We start from the raw sequence: 24,324 nt of genomic DNA on the forward strand, positions 1-24,324 counted from the left end.
GGCACGACTCATAGCAATCGATCCCAAGCTGCCCTTGGCGGTGGGCAGCTAACGGCCAAAAACAGAAAATGGACAGGCTGCTGATCTGTCAGTAAAACACTCAAATTCATGTCGCACTTTTGGGTCGAGACTTAAGTCTAACAGTATTAGGTGCATTGTAAAACTACTTCTGTTGGAATTTGTGTTCTGATTTGAAGTGGTTGATTGTGGTAGTGATAAAAATTATAAGTGATAGTCCGTCAGAGTTCTGGTCAACGATTTTTCTTGGGATTAATTTTATATGCGAGTTGTGTCTTTTTTTTCTTTTTAGGTGCGATAGTTTAACGCTTTCGTAGATTTTTGGTGAAAGGTCTATTTTTGAGTTTTCTAGCATGTTAATTAGGGTGCCTCTAACTGCTTCGAGGTTTTCAATGTCATCCGGTAGTATATGTGATATGTATGCACTTAGAATGAGCGACTCAATTACTGCCTTCTCGCGAGCTAATTTCTGGTGCTTGCTTTGGGCAAAGGAAATGAATTTTTCAAAGTAACTAGATCTGAGGTTTTCTTTTGAGAAGTTAAAGGATTTATTGATTTGAGTAGGTGCGGGTTCATAGGGGGGGAGTTGTTTTTCCCACTTGTTTTTACCATTCTGCAATAATTTTTGATTGTTGGTGGGCTTGATAAACTCCTTGGCTGCATTGGAAAGTATTTGCAAGAGAAGATAATCTTTATTGCTTCTGCAGCCTCGGAATTCAGGTGAGTCTAAATGGCTGAACTCACTGGCGGACTTGTAGAAAAATGGATAGGAAATAAATTGCCTAGTGTTTTCCTTTAGATATTTATCCATATTGATTTTGTTATGTTGGATTAGTTGATTTTTATGGTCTCGGATTGCATAAATTGCCTCGTCCCCGATCGTATACTCGGTGTTGCAAGAGGCTTGATAGACGTCAATATTAATGTTTTCGATTTTTTCAAAATCACTGATCTGCTCTTGCTCATCAATGATCTGGAGATAGAGGGATTCGCCTTGCTTGAATACTGGGGTCGAGAAAGATGGCGAATTTTCTGTAGGCGTGGAGAAGCCAAGTAGAATAAAGATCTTGCTCACTGGATTACACCCTTGTTTAGGTAGAAATCTCTTACTTTAGCGATAACTAATGGTGTTAGTTGGCTGGGTGCAACCCTTGTGGTTGTGTAAGTGATAGCTTCTATTTCATTGTCGTACAAAAAAGATGCAAGTACTTCATCTGCAGCAATTGAGTCTGGTATGACAATTGCGCGTAAGGATTTTCCATCTATTTGTGTTGGGGCGCTTGATTGGATTTCGATGGTGTAGCAGCGATCGTCGAATTGCTCGCCATTCGGAGTATTTATAAGGGAGTAAATGCTCTCAAGTTCATAGGCGCAGGGCTGTATTTCATTTCGCTGAATTGTTGTTTTGCCATCAAAATAATTGCTATTTGAGTTGTAAAAGAACTTTACAAATTTCTGGATGAATTCGTAGTTTGTCTCGAATTGATAGTCTTCTTTTTTTGCTTTTTTATGTATATGTTTTTCATATAGTCCCGCTGCATAAGCGCCGCTATCGAACGGAAAAATACGGGTAAGGACATTCACTTCAGTGGGGTCAATAATAAAGCATGCAGGGTAAACGCTAGAAGTGTTAAATGCCAAGCCTTTGTCGCCAAGGCGATAAGATGGTCTGCCGTAGAAATAGTAAACAAGATTTTCGTTGAATACAGGGCAGGGACTTGGCTCTAAAAGTTTTGAATTGACTATGTTTCTAAGCGTGAAGCAGTCACAGGTGTGAACCAATGGCATTACGGGGGGAGCTTCATCGACCGACGCGATCATCATTTTGAAGTACTTATCATTCACGTTGTTAGAGCTTTCTGACGCTGAAAGCTCGGTGTCGGTGTTAAGCATCGTTTCATCCTGATTCATACGCTTTATGTATTGCTCCGCATATCCTAGCCAAAAATGATGTTTCTTTGCCATTATTTTTGATGCGGGGGTCTAAGTTTTTCAACCGCCAGTTTATGGCTGGTTGTTTTTTAACCAAATACTCACATGCCCTACGCCTTCAGCGCTATTCATAAAGCATTGTTGACCCAGTTCTCTGTGCGTCCGCTCAGTCGGATGAGCTGCGGGGTGCTGTCAGCCCAGCCTGGCACGAAAATTGTCCGCTACCACGGTGTCCCGCTCAAATCTCCCTCTTTTGCATACGCCTTTTCGCAATAACTATCTTGACCTATTTTTAAAGGCTGGCGCGATCCCTGTAGGAGCGAGGCCGCCCGTAAGGCTATTTCAAGTCATATGCAGCAGGATAGATCTGCTTCTGCCTGAGCGAGCTGCTGAGCGGCATTTTTAACGATAGGCATATGGTGTCGAATTGCATTCTCTTGCCGCGTCGGGAACTGTTGAAGTTCCGTCAGGCCTTTACGCAGTTGCTCTTCGATCTCCCGGGTACGATTCTGAATATTTCGCCTAACATTGTTGATGTCGTTCTGAGTGACTGCCTGTGTGGGGTTGAACTTGAAGCCCCGTTCAAGCCCCTTTCTCCAATCTACTAGTGTGCGTGTAAGTACCTCGCCAAAACCTTTTATCCGACGAACACGGTTCCACTCTACGTCAGCCGCGGTTTCTATACCGAAGCTACTGAGGGCTGCCCGCTTGGCTGGGCCTATGCCGGATAGATTCGCCCGATCAATGAAAAAGGCCTCTAAGTAACGTTGCCGCTGCCGCCTCTCCATGTTCTGACTTAAAGCTTTGATGTCATTTTGCTCACGCGTTGGGAGAGAGTCGAACTCAGTTTTGAGTTTCGCTAGTGCGTCTCGTTTCTGGTGGAAGTGGTGAGGATCCGTCTCCCGCTTAATCGACTCGACTGCATTGTTCCACTGCTTCAGGGCAGTGTTACGAGCGTCTGAACGAGTCTTGCGTTCGTTTTTGAGCTCGGCTGCTCCGTAATTCCAAAGACCAAGAATGAGCAGTCCAGCGATGATGATGTATGGCAGCGGTGGTCCTTGGAGGGCTTTGAAGCTAACAAATGCCGTAGCGACGATGCCAAGTATTCCGAACTTGCGGAGCGGGCTGCTAATAATTCCTGCTGGAAGTGGCCTGCCTTTTACGCTCCCCTTGAACTGATTAGCGTTAGGTATGGCAACGTCCGCCGGTGATGAGATCTTGGATATGGCGAGCCAAATGTCTGCAACTTTGACCGGCGCATGGCCTGACGCTGAAGCGGTGAAAACTGATGCCGAAAGGAAATACACCACACCCGATGCCTCTAGTGCGCACCAAGGGCAAGCATTCAGATGGTTTGAAAAGACGTGCATACTGTTCGAGCATTTCCGCAGAGAATTGCGAAGTTTGTCAAGCTCGTCAAGCCATTGTCTTGCCGTCGGACGCCTCCCGCTCCTGCCTTCTTCGGTGAAGGCGGACTCAAACATGCTTGATAGGGCAGGGGGAACTAAAGACAACGGTAAGGAGTTTGGTGGTGCTGTCAGGTGTCGCTGACTTGCTGTCTTGGAGTAGGCAAAGCGCAGATGCTTGATGTTGTCCTCTAGTGAGTCCCCCACATTGTCCTTCTGCGGCACACCTGCATAGGGATGTCTTCCACCAAATAGTAGGTGAAAGATTAGGAGCGCGAGGCCGAAGGCGTCGTGGTTCGTGGTTCGAGTGAGACCATTGAACGACATTCCTTGTAGCTCAGGGGGGGTAAAGTGGGAGACTCCGACTTCACAAAGGTGCACGAGACTTCCCTGAGTTAGCTGGTATGAGTCGGTGTCGATCAGGGTTACAGCGGCGTTTTGGCCAACATACGCATTCCCGTGATTTACATCCCCCAAAATTGTTCCATGCTGATGTAACGTGGTGAAGGCGGCTGCTGTATTCCTGGCCACAAAAAGTAGGAAGTCCCAGGCACGTTGGGGATACTCCTGCTTGCGATGGGCAGGGCTATAGACGGATTGAATTGGCGTCATACCGTCTACCTTAGCCATCACGAAGCCCACTACCGACCCGCCGACTTTGGCGTGAAGGGTGTCCTGTGGCCACGCGGTGTACTTGAGCAGTTGTTCATCCCGCTGATGGGCCATATGACGGAGCTTGGATTGCTTCGCACTGTCTTGCGGTTTGTGGTAGACCTTCGCTACCAGATGTTTCACACCCTCAATGGTATAGACGGACCCTTCGCCACCTTTACCTATCTCTTTCAGGAGCTTCAGCCGCTGTCCGGCCGCGTTGTAGAGCAACATGGACATCAGCGCCCCCTTAACCCCTGAGAACGGCTAGGGCGATAGACTTATCATCGTCGGTCCGTTCATTTACTTTTTCGCTTCCCAGAAAAGCGGCGAGTGCGCTAGACATTTGCTTTCGCGCATCTGGCTTCAATGTCCCAAGGACGTTAAAGAACGGCTGGAAGAAAGGCTCATGGGGGCTTCCGGTAGGTAGGTCAATCGCCAGATGCTGAAGCCCGTCTGAAAATGCTGCTGCGCGCAGTATGATGCTTTGGAATTGCTTGGTGACCAGTGTATCCAGCGCATCCGGATCGGTGACAAAGTGCGTCATATTGGCGTATTCGCCAGACATGGGCTGAAAAGCTAGTTCCAGTCCGTTGCCTACATCGAAGACGATACCACCGTCCCCGATCTGCAGGACTAGAGTGCCTAGTTCAGAAGACACCAGGCCGAGGAAGGTACAGGCATAATCACGGGCGGCGTGGCCCGAACCTTCGGCTCGGCTGTAGATGACCTCGCGGATCTGCTTCACAAGTTCGACAGCTAGCGAGTCGTCAAGTGCAAACTCGGGTTGCTGCATGAGGGTGCTTATAACCTCGTTAGCAGTATCAACAGCCAGCTGAGCACCGACATCGGCAAAACTCGCACTGCCTGCGCCATCGGCCACGAACATCGATAGCCACGGGCGAACGCCTTGAAGAGTAATGGCCGCGCTACATCTGTCCTCGCAGACACCGTTGCGCTCAAGGTGAGAGGTGCCGACGACAGCGGCGCTGGCATGCTCCCAGGTTAAACCTCTGCCCATCCGGTGGGTGCCTCCAGCTTCACTGCTGTCCCTGGGGTAGACTGTGACACGCTCTTCATCGATGCCGACAGCCACTGGAAAAGCTCGCGAAACTTCAGCCCTTGGAGTTTCAATGGCTCGCGAACGCTCAGTTGTGAGAGCACATCAAAGTTTGCACCTTCAACACCTACGGCGAAGAATGCGAACTTCTTGGCAGCCTCACCCTCTCTAATCGCGGCGGCAGCAGCTCGCCACTCATCTGTGGGACCACCATCAGTGATGAGGAAAATCCACGGTCTGAAAAGCGAAACCCCTGCGGCTCGTATTTGCGCTTTACGGCTCTCGAGCATGTCCAAGCCAATGGTAATGGCTTGACCCATTGGGGTGTCGCCTTGCTCCACTAGGTTCGGAGGGTAAAAACCATCGACAGTGGTGAATGGCGTCTCCACTTTTGCTGGTCCGAACGTGACAATGCCAACCTCCACGCGTTGCATTGCGAGCGAATCGGCAGCGAGCTCGTCCTTGAGTTGCTGTAGACCAGCGTTCAGTTCAGTGAGCGGACGGCCGCGCATGCTTACCGACACGTCCAGAAGGAGAAGGCAGGGGACCCTTGGCTCAGGGTTGTCGGCGAATGAAACGTCGTTGAACAGTATTTGGTCTGTCATGTGAGCTCTCTATTGAAGGGGGAACTCACGCATACGACCCGTGAAATCCCTTTCCGGCTAAGCAAGTGGGTTCTAGTCTTTCAGTAATAAGAGATAAGGGCAATATGCTAGCTCAGCAGCGGATTACGTGGTGTTTTTTGCCGTTCCCCACCTAGCATTTGAAGCGGGTGGTCGTAGGCCTCAATGGAGCCAAAAATTCCCAATTCGATTCCAGTGACAGCCATAACTAGCTGATTTGTTTATAGATACCCTATGAGGCACATCAAAAAATCCACCAAATTCCAGCCCCGCGAAAACCGGGCGCTCACGGCCAACAACCGTCCGTCTGTCTCCGCACCACATATGAAGGCTTGCAGCGATGCAGGCCTTTTTTGTGCTTTGAAAAAGTCAGGCACTCTCCGGATAGTGAATAAATTTGCCGAACATGGGTGGTTTGTTCTTTCAGGGCAAATCTTTGAGAATGCTCAGCGAGGACTGCAAACGCGCATTTTTTGGGCATGGCTTGCCAGTAATTGGCCCCCCCGAATCTGGCAGCAGTGAAGCGCAGAAGGTGGACGACAATCCGCCCTGAATCGACGGAACCCCTCATATCGGTCAGCTTTCTCCCTACAAGACGTGTGGCACCGTACAGCCCGCACGTGCTTGCGAAAGGGGGAACATAGGGATAAATTGCCCCAGTCGCCGAAGCATCGGCGATGCGACCTTGGCCGGTCGGAATCGAAAGGCGCAGCAGCGCCCAGTCTTCATCGCAGGCGCTTTTTTTGTGCCCGCGATGTCGTGTTATGGCGGTGGTGCGCGGGACACCTTCGGGTGTGCCGGGCTCCTTTCGTCCCGGTCGGCCAACCCGCGTACTGCTGCCACCCAAACTTGCTTGGCCGCGAGCGGTGGCAGTTCCACAACGAAAGGAACTCATGCATGACCACCAGCAATCTGTTCAGGATCCTCGCATCCGTTCTCCGCCGCCGCCCCGCGCCGGCCCCCAATCCTCACCGCTTCTACCCGATCTGCAATCTGGCTCGCCCCACCTCCCAACCCAGGCAGGTGCCCCATGACTGACCAGGAGCGCTTATCGACCATCCAAAGCTACGCCTGGACCCTCGAACTGCTCGGCGAAGCCTTGGTCCAGCACGATGAAGTGCTGGAGTGCGAACACAACCCTCACCTGAGCTTTCGTAACACAGCAGGTATCCACCAGGCGATCCGGATCATCAGCCGGCTGGCCAGTGAACAGTGCTCAAAGATGATCGACCCCGGCAACCTGAATGATCCAGCCGCCTGATCAAGGCACCGCTGCTGCCAGCCAAGCGCTGGCGCAGCCTCGCCAAGCCCTCGACCCGGCAACCACGCCAGCCCCACAAGATCAGGTATGAGATGATTCCCTCCGGTGTGGCAGGAGGCGGTCGATGGCAGACCACGTTGATTACAAACGCAACAGGGATATTCCCGGGCTGGTGCTGAGCGAGGCGCGTTTCTCGAGCTTTCGTTTCGGGCGTCACTACCATCTGGATTTCCACGTCGGCTTGGTCACCGACGGCGTGCAGCGCCAGGTACTCAACGGTGAAACGGCGTTGCTGTCGCCGGGCACCATCCAGTTGATGCCACCCGGCGAAATCCACGATGGCATCAGTGCAGGCGACGACGCTTACACGCTCAAGACCTTTCGCGTATCCGCTGACCTGTTGCGCAGCGTGACCGAAGAGCTGACGGGCCGTGACCAGTTTTCCGCCCTGGGTGGCGCGCTGTTGCAGGATGCCAGCCTCGCCATCCAGCTTTCCCGGCTGCACGACGCGCTCGCAGCAGGGCTGCCTACCGACCCGCTGTTCGTCGATGCTCAATGGCTCATGCTGCTCGGGCGGCTGTTCGCCCAAGCGCGGATGGTCAAGCCGCAGTTCGTAAAGGGCACGCTTTCGAACGTGCAGTTGCGGTGTGTGCGGGACTACTGCAACGAACACCTCGCCGACAAGATAACGCTCGAAGCACTGGCTGCGTTGTGCGACCTGGAGCGTTTTCAGTTCCTCAAGTTGTTCAAGCAAACAGTCGGCATGACGCCACATGCCTGGCTGGTACGTTTGCGCCTGGAGCGCGCCTGTGTGCTGCTGAGCCATACCCAGTGGGAATTGACCAGGGTCGCGCAAGAGGTGGGTTTCTACGATCAGAGCCACTTCAATCGGGCCTTCAGGCAAGCCTTTGGCGTTGCACCGTCTCGTTACTGATCGCTGTTGCCCCATCAATTTTTTACAAGTGCGCGAAGTCCTCGCCCCTTAGCCTTGAGTCTTGAGCGGGCGCTGCCCCGGAAAGAAACAAGGATTTCGATCGATGACGCAACGGGCTTACTACACCAGCGATGAACTGACCTTGAGCACGCACGTGGTGCGTTGCACGCCGATGGAGGATGGGCGGTTCCGGGTCGACTTGGCCGAGACCCTCTTTCACCCCCAGGGCGGCGGGCAGCTGGCGGATCAGGGAACCATCGCGGGTATCCGGGTAGAGGAAGTGCTCAATATCGACGGCGATGTGGCGCATGTCCTCGGGCAACCCGTGCCCGTTGGCAGCGTCAGGATTGCCATCTCGCCAGAAGTGCGTGCGTTGCATGCTCGCCTGCATTCGGCCGGCCACCTGATTGCCGGTATCGGGCAGAACTTGGGTTGGCTTCCCAGCAAAGGCCACCACTGGCCTGGGGAGTGCCGAGTGGTTTTCGAGCGCCAGGGCGGTTGCGAACCGCTGACGGTCGAAGGCATCGAGGCAGAGGTAAACGCGCTGATCGAGCGTGACGTGCCGCGTGAGTTGATCGATCAGGACGGTGTCCGCTCAGTGCGCTTCGGCACCTTGCCGATGCACGGTTGCGGCGGCACGCATGTCACCTCAACGCGCATGATCGGGCCGATCAAGGTGCTCAAGCTCAAAGAGAAGAAAGGCCTGCTGTCGGTGCATTACGACGTAGCTCTATAGACAACGAAGTAACTGGAGACATCACGTGGACTACGTTCCCCAGCTTTTGACCATTGGCGCCGTCATGCTCCTGGCTTGCGTAAGCCCAGGCCCCGATTTCATCGCCGTCACTTCCAACGCCTTGGTGAGCCGCAGCCGAGGAATGGGTGTGGCAGTGGGCGCCAGCGCAGGCATCGCCATCTGGGCGGTGCTGGCGATTGTCGGACTGGGTGTCTTGCTGAGCACAGTGGCGTGGTTGTATGACGCGATTCGGGTAGTGGGCGCGGGGTATCTGATCTATATGGGCATCAAAATGCTGCTTGGCGCTCGGCGGCCTTATGCAGCCCTCGAAATCAGCACGACGCAAAACACCACCACAGCAGCCCCCCGCGTCGGCTTGCTGGTGTCCGTCACAAACCCCAAGGCCGCGGCGTTCTTCGGCAGCTTTTTCATCTCCGTGCTGCCGACACATGCCCCAGGCTGGGTGATGGCTGCTGCCGTGGTGGTGGTCACGCTTGTTGCGTTTGCCTGGTTTTCCACGCTGGCATTGATGTTTTCCACGGCTCGGGTGCGGGCGTTTTACACAAAGGTGCGTCGGCCGATCGATGCCGCAATGGGCGCGGTACTGGTGGGGCTTGGCTTGCGGCTGGCGCTGGTTCGATAACGCCAGGCCGAGTTACCTGTTTCAGCTCCACAGCTTCGCGCTTTGCGGCACCCCGCCATAGCCATAAGCCGTAGCGCGCACGTCTATGATGTGTACGTTCGAATGAGGGTGCACATTACCGATGCGTCCCGAAAGCAAATCATACGTCTCACGCTGATACCGCCGTTTCTGCTCCACTGTCGTCGTCTCGTCGGTGATCGTGACCTCCAGGCGAAAGCTATTGCGCCCCAAGCTCTCAAGCGATTCATTCTCGATAAACCACAAGCCAGGGTCGACGAACCGAACGATCACCATGGTTTGTGATGGCTGCTTGTCCAGAACGCGTGCGGTCAGTTCAGTCAGCTCGTGGCTGAGGTCGGACGCCAACGCAGCATTCGGCGCGCCGGACAGGGTCAGGGTGATACCAGGCATTTGAGTCATCCTCGTCAGTGAATGTGCCTGTAACTTAGCCTTTGAACATGTTCCTAAAAAGCGGGAAAATCAGTGCTCATCTTCCTGTTTACCCGGAACCTGCATGTACCACTTCGACATTGCGCAGCTCCACGTCTACTTGGCAGTTTGTGAGGCAGGCAGTATCTCGGCAGCCGCTCCGAGCTTGTTTCGCTCGACCTCCGCCATCAGCGAACAGCTGCGTAAGCTGGAAGATGCCATCGGTGTGGAGTTGCTCATTCGCGGCAAGCAAGGCGTTCGCCCAACAGCTGCTGGTGAACGACTTTTGCGCCACGCCAGGCAGATCATCACCCTGGGCGAGCGGGCGCTGTCCGACGTTCGAGGCGAACAGTTCGAAGGGGAGATACGGTTAGCGATCACTGATTACTTTCGCCCCGACGACATTGCTGGGCTGCTGAAAAAACTTCGTGAATGGCATCCACGGCTTCGACTTCATGTGGTGATGAAAAAGAGCCTGGAAATTGATCGGGCAAATGACCACCTGGACATTGGCTTGGCCATGCGTTTCAACGAGCGCGTGTCTTCATCCACCATGTTTGAAGTAAGGCAGGAGCCACTGCAATGGGTAGCCGCTGCCGGTTGGGTTCCAGAGCCTGGGCAGCCGCTGCCATTGCTCGCGATCAGCGGGTGCGGATTGTCGGAGTACAGCTGCCAGGTGCTGGAGCGCGCCCATGTCGAATACGAGATCGTTTACTCGACTTCAGGGGTGGCGGGGTTGCAATCGGCATTGAAGGCAGGGCTTGGAATTGCATGCCTTAACGCGAGTGCTGTCCCCCATGGCGTGGAGCCTTACAGGACTGGCTTGCCGACATTGGCGCAAGCCAGGTTCTCGCTGCTTCCACCGCGTAAGGGGGAGTCTGCGCTAGTGGAAAATGTGCGGCGATTGTTGCAGGGTTATCTCGCATAAGGTTTGGGACGAGGCATTGATCGTTTCATTCAGGCTAATAGACACCCATTTGGCCTTGCCCCGTGAATATTCAGATTGGCTTCTCAGACTAGAGAACCGCTATGACTGATGAAAAAAACGATGATCGCCCTGTTTATCAAGCAGCCTGCCATTGCGGAACAGTGAGATTTTCACTGCGCTTGACCGACGGGCTGCGTACAGCGCGTAGGTGCAACTGCTCGCTCTGCCGCATGCGTGGCGCCGTGGCGGTATCAGCCAACCTGAACGACATCACCGTCACCCAAGGCGAAGAAGCGCTGACCCTTTATCAATTCAACACACGTGAAGCCAAGCACTACTTCTGCTCGAAGTGTGGGATCTATACCTTCCACCAGCGTCGCTCTGTGCCGGACCAGTACGGGGTCAACGTGGCTTGTATTGAGGGGATGAGCCCATTCGACTTCCCGCAAGTGCCTGTCAGTGAAGGACGGAATCATCCTAAAGACCGCGTGGGTGGAGCAGCAGGGGTTGCAGGATGGCTGCGGTATGAAAGCAACCTTGAGTGACTGCACAGCTGGCGTGGGAGGTCGTCTTCCAACATAGATGAATTCTCTTGCAAGTCTGCGCGGGTGCTTGGGTTGTTGGGGCCGCTTTGCGGCCCATCGCCGCGGTTCATCGCCACGACAAGCGCGGCCCCCACAGGGGCGGGTGGCTCGACTTCAATCTTTCATCATGCCCAGTTCGGCATCATCGAGCAGTGCCTTGGCGTTGTCCCGCGACTCATGTCGCTGGAGGCAAACCAGCTTGAGCAGTAAGCCGATGTCTTGACCTTTCATGAGAACCTCTATCTAGCCGTCCCGTGTCCCGGGACATGGGACAACTCGATCACGGAATTATGATGTTCGCGAGAGGCGGTAGGCTTTTCGTACGCCAGCCATTTTCGAAAGGCCGTTAACCGGGCGCAGCTGCTAACGTCAAAAGCCTCAACAACCAAAGATGAGGTTCAAGATGGTTTCTCACAGGGATGTAATCGCCAGCAATCGTGATGCCTGGAATGCATCTGCAGATTTCCATCGGCAAAGCGCGTCCTGGCCCCCACTGATCGATGCTGTGGCTCACAAAGACTTTTCCTGCCTGGATTCAACCCTGACCGACCAGTTGAAACAGGTAGGCATAACGGGAAAGGCCGTTATCCAGCTGGGCTGCAACAATGGCCGCGAAGCGATATCGCTGTTTGCCCTTGGTGCATCGGAAGTGGTGGGCGTCGATCAGTCTTCGGAGTTTCTGAAGCAAGCGCACGAGCTGGCCGAAAGGTCCCCCTATTCGCCCGTCTTCATCGAGTCAGACATCCACGAACTACCGGCAAGCCTCGACCAGCGCTTCGATATCGCCTTGATCACCATCGGTGTCCTGAACTGGATGCCCAACCTCGCGCTGTTCTTCACCCACGTCGCCAGAACGCTGAAACCGGGCGGCACCCTGGTGATCTACGAAACACACCCTTTCCTGGAAATGCTCGACCCCGAAGCCAGCGACCCTTGGCGCATCAGCACGTCCTATTTCCTGGCCGAACCGCTGGTCGAAACGGGCGCCATTGTTTACGAAGGCAAGGGCGAGCCAAACGAGTTGCAGTCCTACTGGCAGCTCCACCCGCTAAGCGAGGTGCTCATGAGCGTTGCTGGCGCAGGCTTGAGCCTTCGTGCGTTCGACGAATACCCGCATTCCAATCGGGAGGAGGTGTACGACGTCTATGAGCAGGGCGCGGCACAGATACCCATGTGCTACACCCTGGTCGCAGAAAAACGCTGAGGCAGTTGATGAACTGGGCCGGTTTTCCCGGCTCAGTTCACCGTAATCGCCGCATTCAGCATCAACACCACGATCAAGCCGACCACCGCCACGATGGACTGCACCACCGAGATGGTCTTGGTGGCCTCACCCATGGTCATGCCAAACGACTCCTTCACCATCCAGAAGCCCGCATGGTTGGCGTAGTTGAAGAACAGCGAACCGCAGCCGATCGACAGGGCCAGCAATGGCAGGTTCAGGCTCGGATCAGCACCTGCCAGCGGCGCCAGCAAGCCGGCAGCGCCCACGATACCGACCGTGGCGGAGCCGGTAGACACCGACAACAGCATCGCGATCAGCCACCCCAGGATCAACGGCGGGAAGGCAGATTGCTGGGTCAGGTGCACGATGGCATCGCCGACCTTGGCGCTGGTCAGCATCTCCTGGAAGGCCCCGCCCCCGGCAATGATCATGATGATCGAGGCAATCGGCTTGAGGCTTTTGCCCAGCGCATCGCGCAGCTGTTCGGCATCGCCGCCACGCGCCAGCACCAGGCTCGCGCCGGCGAACAGCACGCCCAGCAGCATGGCGATCAGCGGGTTGCCCAGGAAGCTGGCCAGTTCCAGCAGCGCATTGCCTTTGGGCAGCAGCATTTCTGCCACGGCATGCACCAGCATCAGGATCGCCGGCAGCAACGCCGCCAGCATGCCGACCACAACGCCGGGGCGGGGTTGGCCGTCGGCTTTTTCAGCCAGTGTGAACTGGTCCAGCAATGCCTGATCGGGCCGGGTGCTCATGCGCGGCGCAATGAACAGGCCATACAGTGGGCCGCCCAGGATCATGGCCGGGATCGCGGCCAGGAAGCCATAGAGCATGGTCGGCCCGACCGAGGTCTTGAGCACGGCGATGGCAGTCAAGGGGCCTGGGTGCGGCGGCACCATGCCGTGCATGGCGGCCAGCGCGGCAATCACCGGCACACCGACATATACATACGCCGAACCTTTGAAGCGGGCCTGGCCTTCCAGCTTGCGCGCCACGCTGAAGATCAACGGGAGCATGATCACCAGACCCACTTCGAAGAACATCGGGATGCCGATGACAAAGGCTACCAGCATCATCGCCCAAGGAATCATCCGGTCCGAGGTGCGCTTGAGGATGACGTCGGCGACCTGCTCAGTGACGCCAGCGTCAGCCAGAATCTTGCCGAGCATCGCGCCCAGCGCGATCACCACCCCCACCGCACCCAGAGTCTTGCCAGCGCCAGTGAGCAGGTGGGAGACGATGCTGCCGGGCTCCATGCGGGTGGCAAAGCCGACGCCAATGGACACCACCAGCAAGGCCAGCAGCGGGTGCATCTTGAGGCGCGAGACGATAAGCGCAACCAGCACCAGGACACTGACCAACGCGGTCAGCAACAGCTGTATATCTAAGGGAGTCATTCAGGGAATCTCGGTTGGGCTGGCGCACTAGCGGCGCTCAGGCATTGCAGGCTTGCCAGCGGGTTCTGCGGGCGGTAGCGAGCCGTTATCGGTCGCGGGCAGATGGCCGACTGGATGCGCAGACTTCGAACTTCGGAGGAATGGGGTTGGCGCACGGCGGTGTGGCGCCGGGCAAACGCGTAGGGCTGGGCAGTGCGGTCATGGAGCGATTCACCTTGTTATTTGGTCATCTATATGAATCATTACAAAGTATTTCCGGGACCGTGGGAGGCTGTCAATAGCAGGCGGTCGCGTCCCATGGTCTTTTCGCCTTGGCAGGCAATACTTCTCTGTATACGCAGGCGCGCTCCGGGTGGTGCGCGCCGCTGGGAGGTGTCAGGTGAACAAGTTATCAATCGTGGGCGCGGGGATCGTGGGTGAGGCGGCGGCGCAGATCATCGCCCGGGAAGAGTATTGCCGTGAACTGATGTTGCTCGACGTGCAGGGTGAGCTGGCCCAGGGCAAGGCGCTGGACATCTGGCAGGCAGCCGTTGAGTCAGGTTCCGATACCAAGGTGCAGGGTGGCGCCAAGGCCGAAATGCTGCAGGACTCGGACCTGGTGGTGATTACCGCAGGCGTGCCGCGCAAGCCTGGCCAGTCGCGGCAGGACGTGCTGAGCATCAACCTGCCGATCCTCGACGGCATCATGCACGACATCAATCGCTATGCGCCGGCAGCGACGGTGCTGGTGGTGTCGAACCCGGTCGATGTGCTGACCTATCGCGCCTGGTCGCTCAGCAAGCTCGGGCGTGGCAGGGTGTTCGGCCAGGCGGGGGTGCTGGATACCGCGCGCATGAAGTGCTTCATTGCCGAGCAAACGGGGTTTTCCGCCCGGGACATCACGGCGCTGGTGCTGGGCGGGCATGGCGACAGCATGGTGCCGCTGATGCGCTACTGCCAGATTGGCTCGGTGCCGCTGTCGCACTTCCTGTCCGAGGAGCAGATCGAGCGGATCGTCGAACGCACACGCAAGGGTGGTGGCGAGATCCTGGGCCTGAAGAAGGTCGGCAGCGCCTGTGATGCGCCGGGTGTGGCCATTGCGCAGATGGTGGATGCGATCGCCAATGGGCGTAACCGCATTTTGCCGGCAGTTGCGATTCTTGAAGGGGAATACGGGCGCACCGACATCGCCATGGGCGTTCCTTGCGTGCTGGCTGGTAAGGGGATTGCCCGGGTGATCGAGCTGCCGCTGGATACGCAGGAGCAGGCGATGTTTGATCACTCGGCGGATCAGGTGGCACGGGATATTGCGGAGATGAAGGCGATATAGGCAGCAGGGATACCAAGTGCCTGTGCATCACGTACTGTAGGGCCCTTTCACGCGGATGCGTAGGCACTTTCGCTCTCCGTATTTCCTTTTTTCTTACCTACAGCTTCAGCGGTAGAACGAATGCAATATCGCGTGTCAACCTAAATTTGACCGCTACCCTTGACTTGTGCAAAATCGCCCCTCACTTTTGACCAACAACCCCAACCTTTCTCAGGAGGCCGAATGGAGTACCGTACTGCAAACGACGTCCTGCAAGCGCATTGGGACGGGCGACTGCCGGTCAACCCTCAATCGATAGCTGAGGCGATGGGCATCGAGGTCAAGTCGTTGACCCCGTTCGATCAGGAGAACTGGCTCCCTAACGAGAGCGGCCATTATTCCTATCGTGACGGGAAGCCGCTGATCACTTACAACTCCACGGATGCGCCTGTTCGTCAGCGGTTCACGATCGCTCATGAAATAGGCCATCACGTGCACGGTGATCTGGACGCTCCACGTGATACCACGGAACAATTCAGTGCGAGAACGAGGGACCCTAAAGAGGTCGCGGCCAATCGGTTCGCTGCTGCGTTGCTGATGCCTGCAGCCTTGGTCAAACACCTGGTGCTTGAGCAGAGGATTACTGACCTTGCCCGCCTGGCCAGGGCTTTTGGTGTCTCGACCGCTGCGATGGAGTTCCGGCTTAAGGCAATCGGGTTCCTATGACAGGCACGAGTGATGACCTGTCTCAGGGAGAGGCGGATAACGTAGGTCTGGTCAGTGACTACCTTAAACGAGAGTCTTGGCGTTTTCGCTGGGAGAAGCGCCTGACCAATGTCACTGTGGCGCTGGTCATCACTTTCTACATTGCGCTGCTTGGCTTCGTGTTTCTTGGGAATATTCGGCTGACGGTAGGCACGTGGTATTTCTTCACCTCCGTGAAGCCTCACTCCACGGGTGATATCCCGATCATCGTGGCACTTTCCACCGTGCCGACCTTGTTGCTGATTGCCTTGCTGCGCTATTTCCATCATCGGCCAAAGCCTGAGCAAGATGATGCACAGGCGCCTCTACCGATTAGCGTTGAAGCGGCCAAAGAGATTATCAAGGCGACTACCGATGCTATGAAGGCACCGTAGCCGATCATTGAAACAGCGTTTGTCGAGGGCTGCTTTGCAGCCCTTCGCGAGCAAGCTGGCTCCCACAAGACGTGTCAGCGCCGTACAAGCAGCGGAATCAGCCTGATGTAAACCAGCTCGCTCACCAATTCCAACAGCGTCTGGGTGATCACCGCCGCCGCCGCCAACCCGCACAGGTCCTCTGGCAACGCCAGCGCCAACGGCAACACCACCAGCGAGTTCCGCGTCGCGGCGCTGAAGGTGAGCGAGCGTGCCTCGGCCACCGGCAGGCGCAACAACCGCGCCGAAACGAGCCCGAGCAGCGGTGCCAGCAGCATGAAGCCGACGTACACCGGAATCACCGGCAGCAACCGATCGAAGTCCCGAAGCACCACGGCAATCTGCGACCCGATCACCGCCACCAATACCAACGCCATCGCTGGCACCGGTATCCACGCCCAGGCGTCGTTCCACGCCGATACAGCGCGGGAGCGGCGGGCGCCGGCGCTGGTGAACACGGCGAGGATCATCGGCAGCATGATCAGCAGCACGAAGGCTTCCACGAACGGGGCAATACTGATTGCTACCTCGCTGTTGTCGCCGAGGATCAGCGCCAGGTACACCGGCAGCAGTACCAATTGCACCAGCAGCAGCACGGGCGTGGCGGCGAGGGTCAGGCGCGAGTCGCCTTTGCCGATGTGGGTAAACACCACCACATAGTCGATGCAGGGTGTGAGCAGTACCAGTAGCGCGCCGATGAGGATCGCCGGATGATCGGCAACGCCGCGGGTGAGGGCCCACACCAGCAAAGGTACCAGGATGAAATTGGCGAGCAGCAGGGCGGCCATGAAGCGGCGGTTGCCCAGGCCTTGGCGCAGGTCGAGGAAAGGGATTTGCAGGAACATCGCGTACATCAGGATGGCGATGGCGGGCGTGACCAGGGCTTCAAGGTGCCGTGCGGTGTCGCTGGCCAGCAGGCCGAAGGCCAGGGCGGCGAGCACGGCGGCGAAGTAGATCGGGATCTGCTGGGTTTCGAGTTGCTCTCTGGTCAAAGCCGGGCCTGTGTCTGGTTGCGCTTGGGTGGCACAGGTTAATACGTGACGGCGGGGGCTGCATGAGCTGAATGAGCCTGAAGGGGCTCAGGTTCACTCGCCCCCACAGGGATTGTCCCAGTCCTGAAGACGTGAGCGGGGCAGATCAGGTCGGCTTGAGCCAGTCGACACCGCGCTCCTGAGTGATCAGGCTCAAGGTCCCTTGCTGCGCCGCCGGGTAGCAGGCCAGAAACCCGCCTACCGGGTACAGACTGTGCAATTCCAGCGGGTGTCCTTGCGTGCTTGCCAGCTGGACTTCCCTGCGGCCCACTTCAAGCGGTGTCAGGTCGAACGCCGCACCCGTCTGTGCATCGGTCAGCGTCCACAGGCTTGGGTCTTTTGCCTTGATCGGCTGTACGTTGACCAGGCCATCGGCGGTGGTGAACACACCTTCGCCGGAGTGGGGGCCGTTGCGCAGGTAGAGGCGATAACCCGCTTCGCTATGGCGGAAGTACAGCAGCAACGCAGCTGGCTGGGCGGCTGGTTCGAAGGTGATCAGCCCGGTCTCCCGGCCGTGATGCCAATCCGTGTCGGTGCCGTTCAACATGCCGAGGGTCGTGGCGCCTTCAACGACGTAACCCGGCGCCTGATGCGGGCTCACCAGCGTCACGGGCCCGGTGGTCATGTCGCCCAGTACATTGATGGGGGCTTCAGCGAACTGCAACGTTGCGGTGAAGGACAGTGCTGCGTGGTCTGCCATGGGTGGCCTCCCGTCAGTTTCAAAGGAGGCGGCAGGTTAGGCAGCCTGGTTCGTTCAACCTATCCGGAAGCTGTTCCCGGGCCGGATCGCAGGCATGAAAAAGCCCGGCACCGGGCCGGGCTTCTTCACATCAGGCTTGCGCCAATCAGTTGCCGTAAACCGGCAGCTTCTTGCAGATGGCCTTGACCTTCTCGCGTACGGCGTCGATCACCGCTTCGTTGTTCAGGTCAGCGAGGATGTCGCAGATCCAGCCGGCCAGTTCGCGGCACTCGGTTTCCTTGAAACCACGGGTGGTGACGGCTGGGGTGCCGAAACGCAGGCCCGAGGTGACGAACGGGGAACGTGGGTCGTTCGGTACCGAGTTCTTGTTGACGGTGATGAAGGCTTTGCCCAGGGCAGCGTCAGCATCTTTACCGGAGATCTCCTGCTTGATCAGCGACAGCAGGAACAGGTGGTTCTGGGTGCCGCCGGAAACGACGTCGAAACCACGCTCGATGAACACTTCGGCCATGGCTTGGGCGTTCTTCACGACCTGCTGCTGGTAAGCCTTGAACTCAGGCTGCAGCGCTTCCTTGAAGCAGATGGCCTTGGCCGCGATCACGTGCTCCAGCGGGCCGCCCTGGGCACCTGGGAAGACGGCGGAGTTCAGCTTCTTCTCGATGTCGGCGTTGGCGCGGGCCAGGATCAGGCCGCCACGTGGACCGCGCAGGGTCTTGTGGGTGGTGGTGGTGACCACGTCGGCAAACGGCACAGGGTTCGGGTACACGCCAGCGGCAACCAGGCCGGCAACGTGGGCCATGTCGACGAACAGGTAGGCACCGACCTTGTCGGCGATGGCGCGGAAGCGGGCGAAGTCCAGGACCTGCGAGTACGCCGAGAAGCCGGCAACGATCATCTTCGGCTTGTGCTCGACAGCCAGGCGCTCGACTTCGTCGTAGTCGATCAGGCCGTTGCTGTCGATGCCGTACTGGATGGCGTTGTACAGCTTGCCCGACGAGCTTACCGAAGCACCGTGGGTCAGGTGGCCACCGTGGGCCAGGCTCATGCCCAGAATGGTGTCACCGGCCGACAGCAGGGCCAGGTAGACCGCCGCGTTGGCTTGCGAGCCAGCGTGCGGCTGGACGTTGGCGTAGTCGGCGCCGAACAGCTCCTTGGCACGGTCGATGGCCAGTTGCTCGACCACGTCGACGTACTCGCAGCCGCCGTAGTAGCGCTTGCCTGGGTAGCCTTCGGCGTACTTGTTGGTCAGGACCGAGCCCTGAGCTTCCATGACTGCCGGGCTGGTGTAGTTTTCCGAAGCGATCAGCTCGATATGCTCTTCCTGGCGCAGGGCTTCTTGCTGCATGGCTTCGAAGAGCTCGGCGTCGTACTTGGCAATGGTCAAATCACGGCTGAACATGGCGGTCCTCAAGGATCGGGGTAATTTGGGGGGGCATTCTAACCGATTGATCCGCGCCTGGCATATGAACCGGCATCAAGTCGCGGACCAATGGGCTTCATGTTGCATCCCGCGCCGTGTCTGGGCTGGAGTTGACTTTCAGGTCCGTTTTTCCGGCACGATTTTCAGCCGTGACGCACCCCCTGTGGGAGCGGGCTTGCCCGCGAACACCGGCGAAGCCGGTGCCATCCACCGCGGTGCCTGCTTCGCGGCGGTGCGGCGGTCCGACAAGCCCGCTCCCACAGGTACCATGTCGCGTCAAAGGGGCGAAGGCTCACTGGAACATGAACAGGGCGGCGTTGGCGAACTGCGCTTCGAACTGGTTGGCCGGCATCGGCCGCCCGAACAGGTAGCCCTGCACCTCGTCGCAGCCATGCTCGCGCAGGAATTCCAGCTGCTCATGGGTCTCCACGCCCTCGGCGATCACCGCCAGGTTGAGGCTGTGGGCCATGGCGATGATCGCCCGGGCGATCTGCGCGTCCTGCTCGCCCTCGGGTAGGCCGTCGACGAAGGTGCGGTCGATTTTCAGCACGTCGATGGGGAACTGCTTGAGGTAGTTCAGCGACGAGTAACCGGTGCCGAAGTCGTCGACCGCGATGCTCAGGCCGAGGTTTTTCAGGCTGGCGAGAATCTGCAGCGCCTCATTGACCTCGCGCATCAGGATGCTTTCGGTCAGCTCCAGCTCCAGGCACGCCGGCGGCAGGCCGGTTTCTTCGAGGATGGTGGCGATCCGCGTGCCTAGCTGGCCGTCAGAGAACTGCCGCGCCGAGATGTTCACCGATACCTTCGGCACGCGCACCTTGTTCTTGTGCCAGGCCTTGAGCTGGCGGCTAGCCTCGCGTAGCACCCAGTCGCCGACATCCACTACCAGGCCCAGCTCTTCGATCACCGGGATGAAGTCGCCCGGCGGCACCAGCCCGCGGGTCGGGTGGCGCCAGCGCAGCAGGGCTTCGGCACCGGTCAGGCGCTTGCCGTCGCCGCTGAACTGCGGCTGGTAGTAGAGGATGAATTCGTTCTGCTCCAGCGCGTGGCGCAGGTCGCTTTCCAGTTCCAGGCGCTCAAGGGCGCTGGCGTTCATCTCGGTCTGGTAGAACTGGAAGTTGTTCTTGCCGCGCTCCTTGGCGTGGTACATGGCGGTGTCGGCGTTCTTCATCAACTGGCTCAGCTCGTTACCGTCCTGCGGGCTGAGGGCGATGCCGATACTGGCGGTGACGAAGAACTCGCGACCCTCCAGCACGAATGGCCGCACCAGGCTGCCAAGAATATTCTCGGCCACGTGGATGGCGCGGGTCAGGGCCATCTCGCGGGTGGCCCGCGGCTGCAGCAGCAACGTGAATTCGTCGCCCCCCATGCGCGCCACGGTATCGTCATCGTCGACGCAGGCCAGCAGGCGCAGGGCCATGTCCTTGAGCATACGATCGCCTGCAGCGTGGCCGAGGGAGTCGTTGATCGGCTTGAAACGGTCCAGGTCGAGGAACATCAGCACCACCCATGACTTCTGCCGCTCGGCCTGCTGCAGCGCGGTGTGCAGGCGGTCCTGGAACAGCGTGCGGTTGGGCAGGTGGGTGAGGGCGTCGTAGTAGGCCAGGCGGTGGATGCGCTGTTCGCTGGCCTTGCGCTCGCTGATGTCGGTGAAGAAGCACACATAGCTGGCCAGGTCGCCTTCGTCGTCGAGCACGGCGGTGATGCCGACCCAGGCCGGGTAATGGTCGCCGTCGCGGCGCTTGAGCCACACTTCGCCTTCCCAGCTGCCGCGCTGGTGCAGTTGCTTGAGCACGTAGCGCAGGTGGCTTTCCTGTTGATCCTCGACGACCAGCATGCTCGGCAGCTGGTCGAGCACGTCGCCGACCGCGTAGCCGCTGACCCGGCTGAAGGCTTCGTTGGCCTGAACGATATAGCCGGCCGGGTCGGTGATGAGGATGGCCGAGGTGGAATGCTCGAATACCGTCGCCGCCATGCGCAGGTCTTTTTCCGCACGGCGCTGCTGGCTGATGTCGCGGCCTACGCCGAGCACGCCTTCGAAGCGCTGCTGGTCGTCCCACACCAGCACCAGGCGCAGTTCGATGGGGATCTTGCGGCCATCGGCGCGCAGGCAGTCGAACAGGAACAGTTGCGTCGGCAGCTGGCTGCGCAGTTGGGCCAGTTGCTCGCTGTCGCCCATGGCCTTGCTGACGCGCTCCATCAGGCTGTAGATGCCGGTGAGCTGGGACGGGTTGGCGATGATCGACTGCCAGCCGTTGTCGAAGATCCACTCGGCCTGGTATCCCAGCACGGCCTGCACCGAGGGGCTGACGTAGTTGAGCTGCAGGCGGCTGTCGGTGGAGAAGATCACGTCGCTGATGCTTTCGGCGAGCATGCGGTAGCGCTGCTCGCTGTCACGCAGCGACTGGCTGGCCTCGATCTGTACGGTGACATCCTTGCCCACGCCGATGATGCGTGTGACCAGGCCATCGTCGTCGCGGGTCAGTACCTGTTCGCGGATTTCATAGCAGCGCCAGCCGCCATCGCGGTGGCGGAAGCGCAACTGAGTGTGCAGTGACTGGCTATGGGCACTGTCGCGCTGTTGCTGGCGCAAAGCCTGGTAGTGCGCGGCATCTTCGTGGTGCAGCAACAGTTCCCAGAAGCGGTCGCCCATCTGCGCCAGCTCGGTGCGGTCGTAGCCGAGGGTCTGGCCGAGGTGGCGGTTGCTGAAGATCATTCGCTGGCTGAGCACGTCCTGCACGTACAGCTGGTCGGGCACGGTACGCACGACGTCGGACCAGAAGCTTTCACGTTCCAGCAGCGACAGCTCCACCTGCTTGCGGCTGGTAATGTCGCTGATGCTGAGGATCACCGCCTGGTAATCGCGACGCTGCTGCGGCAGGCGCGCCATCAGCCACAGGTGCAATTCGCCACCCAGCGGTGCGGGCAGGCGCACTTCCAGCTCCAGCGTCGGGCGCTGTTCGATCAGCGCGTCGATCAGCTGCATGCCGACGCTGTCGCGGCCGTCGCCGCTACCATCGATCAGTCGTTGCCAGGCGCCTTGGTGGCACTCGACATTGAGGAGCTGGCGCGCCACTTGGTTGATCTCGGTGATCTTCAGCTCCAGCAGCAGCGAGCGGCGCAGGTTCGAGTCCAGCGCCAGGCTCTGCTTGAGCCCGGCCAGGTTGCGCAGGTGGTAGCGGTCGAGCTGGCCGGGCAGGCTCGACAGGTCGAGCACGCACAAGGCCACGCCGGTGCCTTCGAAGATTTCCTGGTAGCGCCGGCGGTCTTCCTGCAGGGCGCGCTGGCGTCGGCGCATGTTGAACAGCGCCAGTACCGGCAGCAGGGCGCAGAACAGCGCCAGCAGGCATTTGCCGATCAGCGCCGGCAGCAGCTTCTGCTGGGCCAGGCCTGCGTCGAACAGGCCACGCAATTGCCAGGTGCTGTTGTCGATGAAGGCGAGCATCACGCTTTGCAGCGGCTCACCGCTGGTCTGCGCCGGAGCGTGGCGTTCCAGCACCTCGCCACTGCGGCTGTTTTCCAGCAGCCAGAGCGGGTGGCCCGGGCCGTCGAGGTGTTCGGTGAGTGTCTGGTAATAGTCCGGTGACAGGCGCAATAGCCAGTAGCCGCGGTCCTGCTCCGCCGACTGGCGCAACAGCAGGTAGAGGGTGCGGTTGTCTGCCGAGTTGGTAAAAAAGTAGTTGCGCCCCTGGTTCAGCCCGACCAGCTCGTCAATCGACTGACGGTCAGGGCTGTCGACCAGGCTGTCACCGTGCAGTTCCCCGGCCTGGTCCAGCCAGGCCAGGTCACGCAGGGCGGGCAGGCGTTCACGCAAGGTCTCCAGCAGGCTCGGCAGGGCGGCCGGCGCCGGTGCCTTGACGTAGGGCTGGACCACGTTGATGGCCTGCTGGGCCTTGAGGGCCATGTTCAGGCTCAGGTGGTCGGCGAGTTCGGCGCTCGCGTTGAGGTTCAGCTGGCGCTGGTCGGCCTGGGTGTGGCGAAACTGGGAGAACAGTTGCCATAGCAGCAAGCCCAGCAGAATCAGGGCCAGCAGCGCCAACGCACCCTTGACCGAACCCCGTAGCGAAGCGACTGGGGCCGGCGAAGTGGGGCGCAGCAGAGTCGGATGATTGAGATTGGTCAAGCGTTGGTCCTGCGATTGGGCTGGCGATGGCAGGGATGGACATGCACGGTGTATGCCGGTACTGCACAGTCCTGGACCGCGGCCGCGCACTATAAAGCCGGACATGCGAACGGGCTAGCATGCCTGTGATTATGGCAATGTGCCAGCCCGATTGTCCGAAGCCAATGGTGGTGGTGATGCTGACCCGTTCGGCAAGACCCTGCATCCTGTGCGAGAATGCCGCCCGCTTCAATGACAACGCATCGGAGATGTTCGGTTTTGGTTACTCACTTTTCCACCAATGGCCTCGATTCCGCCTGTGGGCGCAGCAGTCAGACCCTTGTCAGCACTGCCGTGACCGCGGACGTATCCTGCAAATCGTGCCAGCGTTCGCTGGTCAAACCAGATGCGGCTGCGGCCACGAAAAACAAGACGCCATCGCTGGCTGAGCTGCGCAAGACCGCCAAGGCGGCCGCAGCACCCGCTGAAAAGGCACCGGTGGCTGGCGTAGCCAAGCCGGCTGGCAAAGTCGTCAGCACGCCTGTTGCAGCCCAGCCGGCCAAGGTTGCCGAACAGCCAGCCCGCAGCGGTGGCTTCAGCGTCAAGGCCGCTTATGCTGCGCGCCTGGCCGAGCAGAGCGACCGTTGCCGCCTGCCACGGGGCAAGGCTGGCAAGCAGCGTCACGTCTGACCCATTTCGGGCTGCTGTGCCGGCCTCTTCGCGGCTAAAGCCGCTCCCACAGGTACTGCACAAGGCTTGAATCCTGTGCAGTACCTGT

At 58.4% G+C, this 24,324-nt stretch carries 22 protein-coding genes; 11 read left to right on the forward strand and 11 right to left on the reverse strand.

All coding sequences use genetic code 11. The features are described from left to right. Nucleotides 1-163: 163 nt before the first annotated feature. From APH33_RS16255 to APH33_RS16270, 5 genes are all read right to left on the reverse strand, one after another. Nucleotides 164-1,093, reverse strand: coding sequence for a hypothetical protein (locus APH33_RS16255; RefSeq protein ID WP_054886124.1), 930 nt, complete (start codon nt 1,091-1,093; stop codon nt 164-166). Further along, nucleotides 1,090-1,911 (reverse strand): hypothetical protein, encoded by an 822-nt coding sequence (locus tag APH33_RS27225; protein ID WP_156351962.1) that lies wholly within the window; start codon nt 1,909-1,911, stop codon nt 1,090-1,092. The genes APH33_RS16255 and APH33_RS27225 overlap by 4 nt, the downstream gene beginning before the upstream one ends. Nucleotides 1,912-2,297: 386 nt before the next feature. Continuing rightward, on the reverse strand, nt 2,298-4,247 hold the full coding sequence (locus tag APH33_RS16260) for a hypothetical protein (protein WP_054886125.1): 1,950 nt from the start codon (nt 4,245-4,247) through the stop codon (nt 2,298-2,300). A 10-nt stretch (nt 4,248-4,257) separates the two neighbouring features. Continuing rightward, nucleotides 4,258-5,028: a PP2C family serine/threonine-protein phosphatase gene (locus APH33_RS16265; RefSeq protein WP_054886126.1), complete on the reverse strand. Its 771-nt coding sequence runs from the start codon at nt 5,026-5,028 to the stop codon at nt 4,258-4,260. Then, the gene (locus APH33_RS16270) at nt 5,013-5,672 is read right to left on the reverse strand and encodes a VWA domain-containing protein (protein WP_054886127.1); all 660 of its coding nucleotides are present in this window, start codon (nt 5,670-5,672) and stop codon (nt 5,013-5,015) included. The genes APH33_RS16265 and APH33_RS16270 overlap by 16 nt, the downstream gene beginning before the upstream one ends. Before the next feature lie 1,048 nt (nt 5,673-6,720). Between APH33_RS16270 and APH33_RS16275 the strand changes: the two genes are divergently transcribed. The 4 genes from APH33_RS16275 (at nt 6,721) to APH33_RS16290 (ending at nt 9,264) form a co-directional block, all read left to right on the forward strand. Next, complete coding sequence (locus tag APH33_RS16275) at nt 6,721-6,951, forward strand: hypothetical protein (RefSeq protein ID WP_054886128.1); 231 nt, start codon at nt 6,721-6,723, stop codon at nt 6,949-6,951. A 124-nt stretch (nt 6,952-7,075) separates the two neighbouring features. Next, on the forward strand, nt 7,076-7,885 hold the full coding sequence (locus APH33_RS16280) for an AraC family transcriptional regulator (protein WP_054886129.1): 810 nt from the start codon (nt 7,076-7,078) through the stop codon (nt 7,883-7,885). A 103-nt stretch (nt 7,886-7,988) separates the two neighbouring features. Beyond that, nucleotides 7,989-8,621 carry a hypothetical protein gene (locus APH33_RS16285; protein WP_054886130.1) on the forward strand — a complete coding sequence of 211 codons (633 nt, stop codon included), beginning with the start codon at nt 7,989-7,991 and terminating at the stop codon, nt 8,619-8,621. 25 nt (nt 8,622-8,646) lie between these two features. Continuing rightward, nucleotides 8,647-9,264: a LysE family translocator gene (locus APH33_RS16290; RefSeq protein WP_054886131.1), complete on the forward strand. Its 618-nt coding sequence runs from the start codon at nt 8,647-8,649 to the stop codon at nt 9,262-9,264. Between the two features lie 21 nt (nt 9,265-9,285). Here APH33_RS16290 and APH33_RS16295 read toward each other — a convergent pair whose 3' ends face one another. Then, complete coding sequence (locus APH33_RS16295) at nt 9,286-9,675, reverse strand: tautomerase family protein (RefSeq protein WP_054886132.1); 390 nt, start codon at nt 9,673-9,675, stop codon at nt 9,286-9,288. 103 nt (nt 9,676-9,778) lie between these two features. On the opposite strand from APH33_RS16295, the gene APH33_RS16300 reads away from it, so the two are divergent. The 3 genes from APH33_RS16300 to APH33_RS16305 all read left to right on the forward strand — a co-directional run bounded on the left by APH33_RS16300 (nt 9,779) and on the right by APH33_RS16305 (nt 12,409). Further along, nucleotides 9,779-10,621 carry a LysR family transcriptional regulator gene (locus APH33_RS16300; RefSeq protein WP_054886133.1) on the forward strand — a complete coding sequence of 281 codons (843 nt, stop codon included), beginning with the start codon at nt 9,779-9,781 and terminating at the stop codon, nt 10,619-10,621. A gap of 101 nt (nt 10,622-10,722) precedes the next feature. Then, on the forward strand, nt 10,723-11,166 hold the full coding sequence (locus APH33_RS26720) for a GFA family protein (protein WP_082433622.1): 444 nt from the start codon (nt 10,723-10,725) through the stop codon (nt 11,164-11,166). Nucleotides 11,167-11,596: 430 nt separating this feature from the next. After that, nucleotides 11,597-12,409, forward strand: coding sequence for a bifunctional 2-polyprenyl-6-hydroxyphenol methylase/3-demethylubiquinol 3-O-methyltransferase UbiG (locus APH33_RS16305; RefSeq protein WP_256218663.1), 813 nt, complete (start codon nt 11,597-11,599; stop codon nt 12,407-12,409). A 32-nt stretch (nt 12,410-12,441) separates the two neighbouring features. Here the strand turns inward: APH33_RS16305 and APH33_RS16310 are convergent, their stop codons facing one another. After that, nucleotides 12,442-13,827: a GntP family permease gene (locus tag APH33_RS16310; RefSeq protein WP_054886135.1), complete on the reverse strand. Its 1,386-nt coding sequence runs from the start codon at nt 13,825-13,827 to the stop codon at nt 12,442-12,444. Nucleotides 13,828-14,206: 379 nt separating this feature from the next. On the opposite strand from APH33_RS16310, the gene APH33_RS16315 reads away from it, so the two are divergent. From APH33_RS16315 to APH33_RS16325, 3 genes are all read left to right on the forward strand, one after another. Then, nucleotides 14,207-15,136 (forward strand): malate dehydrogenase, encoded by a 930-nt coding sequence (locus APH33_RS16315; RefSeq protein ID WP_054886136.1) that lies wholly within the window; start codon nt 14,207-14,209, stop codon nt 15,134-15,136. A gap of 222 nt (nt 15,137-15,358) precedes the next feature. Continuing rightward, nucleotides 15,359-15,841, forward strand: a complete 483-nt coding sequence (locus APH33_RS16320; protein WP_054886137.1) for an ImmA/IrrE family metallo-endopeptidase — start codon at nt 15,359-15,361, stop codon at nt 15,839-15,841. Continuing rightward, on the forward strand, nt 15,838-16,254 hold the full coding sequence (locus APH33_RS16325; protein ID WP_054886138.1) for a hypothetical protein: 417 nt from the start codon (nt 15,838-15,840) through the stop codon (nt 16,252-16,254). The genes APH33_RS16320 and APH33_RS16325 overlap by 4 nt, the downstream gene beginning before the upstream one ends. A gap of 74 nt (nt 16,255-16,328) precedes the next feature. On the opposite strand, the gene APH33_RS16330 is transcribed toward APH33_RS16325, so the two are convergent. From APH33_RS16330 to APH33_RS16345, 4 genes are all read right to left on the reverse strand, one after another. Then, nucleotides 16,329-17,285, reverse strand: coding sequence for an arsenic resistance protein (locus APH33_RS16330; RefSeq protein WP_054886139.1), 957 nt, complete (start codon nt 17,283-17,285; stop codon nt 16,329-16,331). A gap of 145 nt (nt 17,286-17,430) precedes the next feature. Then, a complete protein-coding gene (locus APH33_RS16335) occupies nt 17,431-18,024 on the reverse strand; it encodes a hypothetical protein (protein WP_054886140.1) in 594 nt (197 codons plus the stop codon). 145 nt (nt 18,025-18,169) lie between these two features. Further along, entirely contained in the window at nt 18,170-19,423 is a 1,254-nt protein-coding gene (gene glyA, locus APH33_RS16340) for a serine hydroxymethyltransferase (protein WP_054886141.1), read from the reverse strand. Between the two features lie 313 nt (nt 19,424-19,736). Then, nucleotides 19,737-23,567 carry an EAL domain-containing protein gene (locus tag APH33_RS16345; RefSeq protein WP_054886142.1) on the reverse strand — a complete coding sequence of 1,277 codons (3,831 nt, stop codon included), beginning with the start codon at nt 23,565-23,567 and terminating at the stop codon, nt 19,737-19,739. Nucleotides 23,568-23,825: 258 nt separating this feature from the next. On the opposite strand from APH33_RS16345, the gene APH33_RS16350 reads away from it, so the two are divergent. Continuing rightward, nucleotides 23,826-24,236: a hypothetical protein gene (locus tag APH33_RS16350; protein WP_054886143.1), complete on the forward strand. Its 411-nt coding sequence runs from the start codon at nt 23,826-23,828 to the stop codon at nt 24,234-24,236. Nucleotides 24,237-24,324 lie beyond the last annotated feature (88 nt).

Source organism: Pseudomonas sp. NBRC 111130 (genome assembly GCF_001320485.1).
Taxonomy (GTDB): domain Bacteria; phylum Pseudomonadota; class Gammaproteobacteria; order Pseudomonadales; family Pseudomonadaceae; genus Aquipseudomonas; species Aquipseudomonas vlassakiae.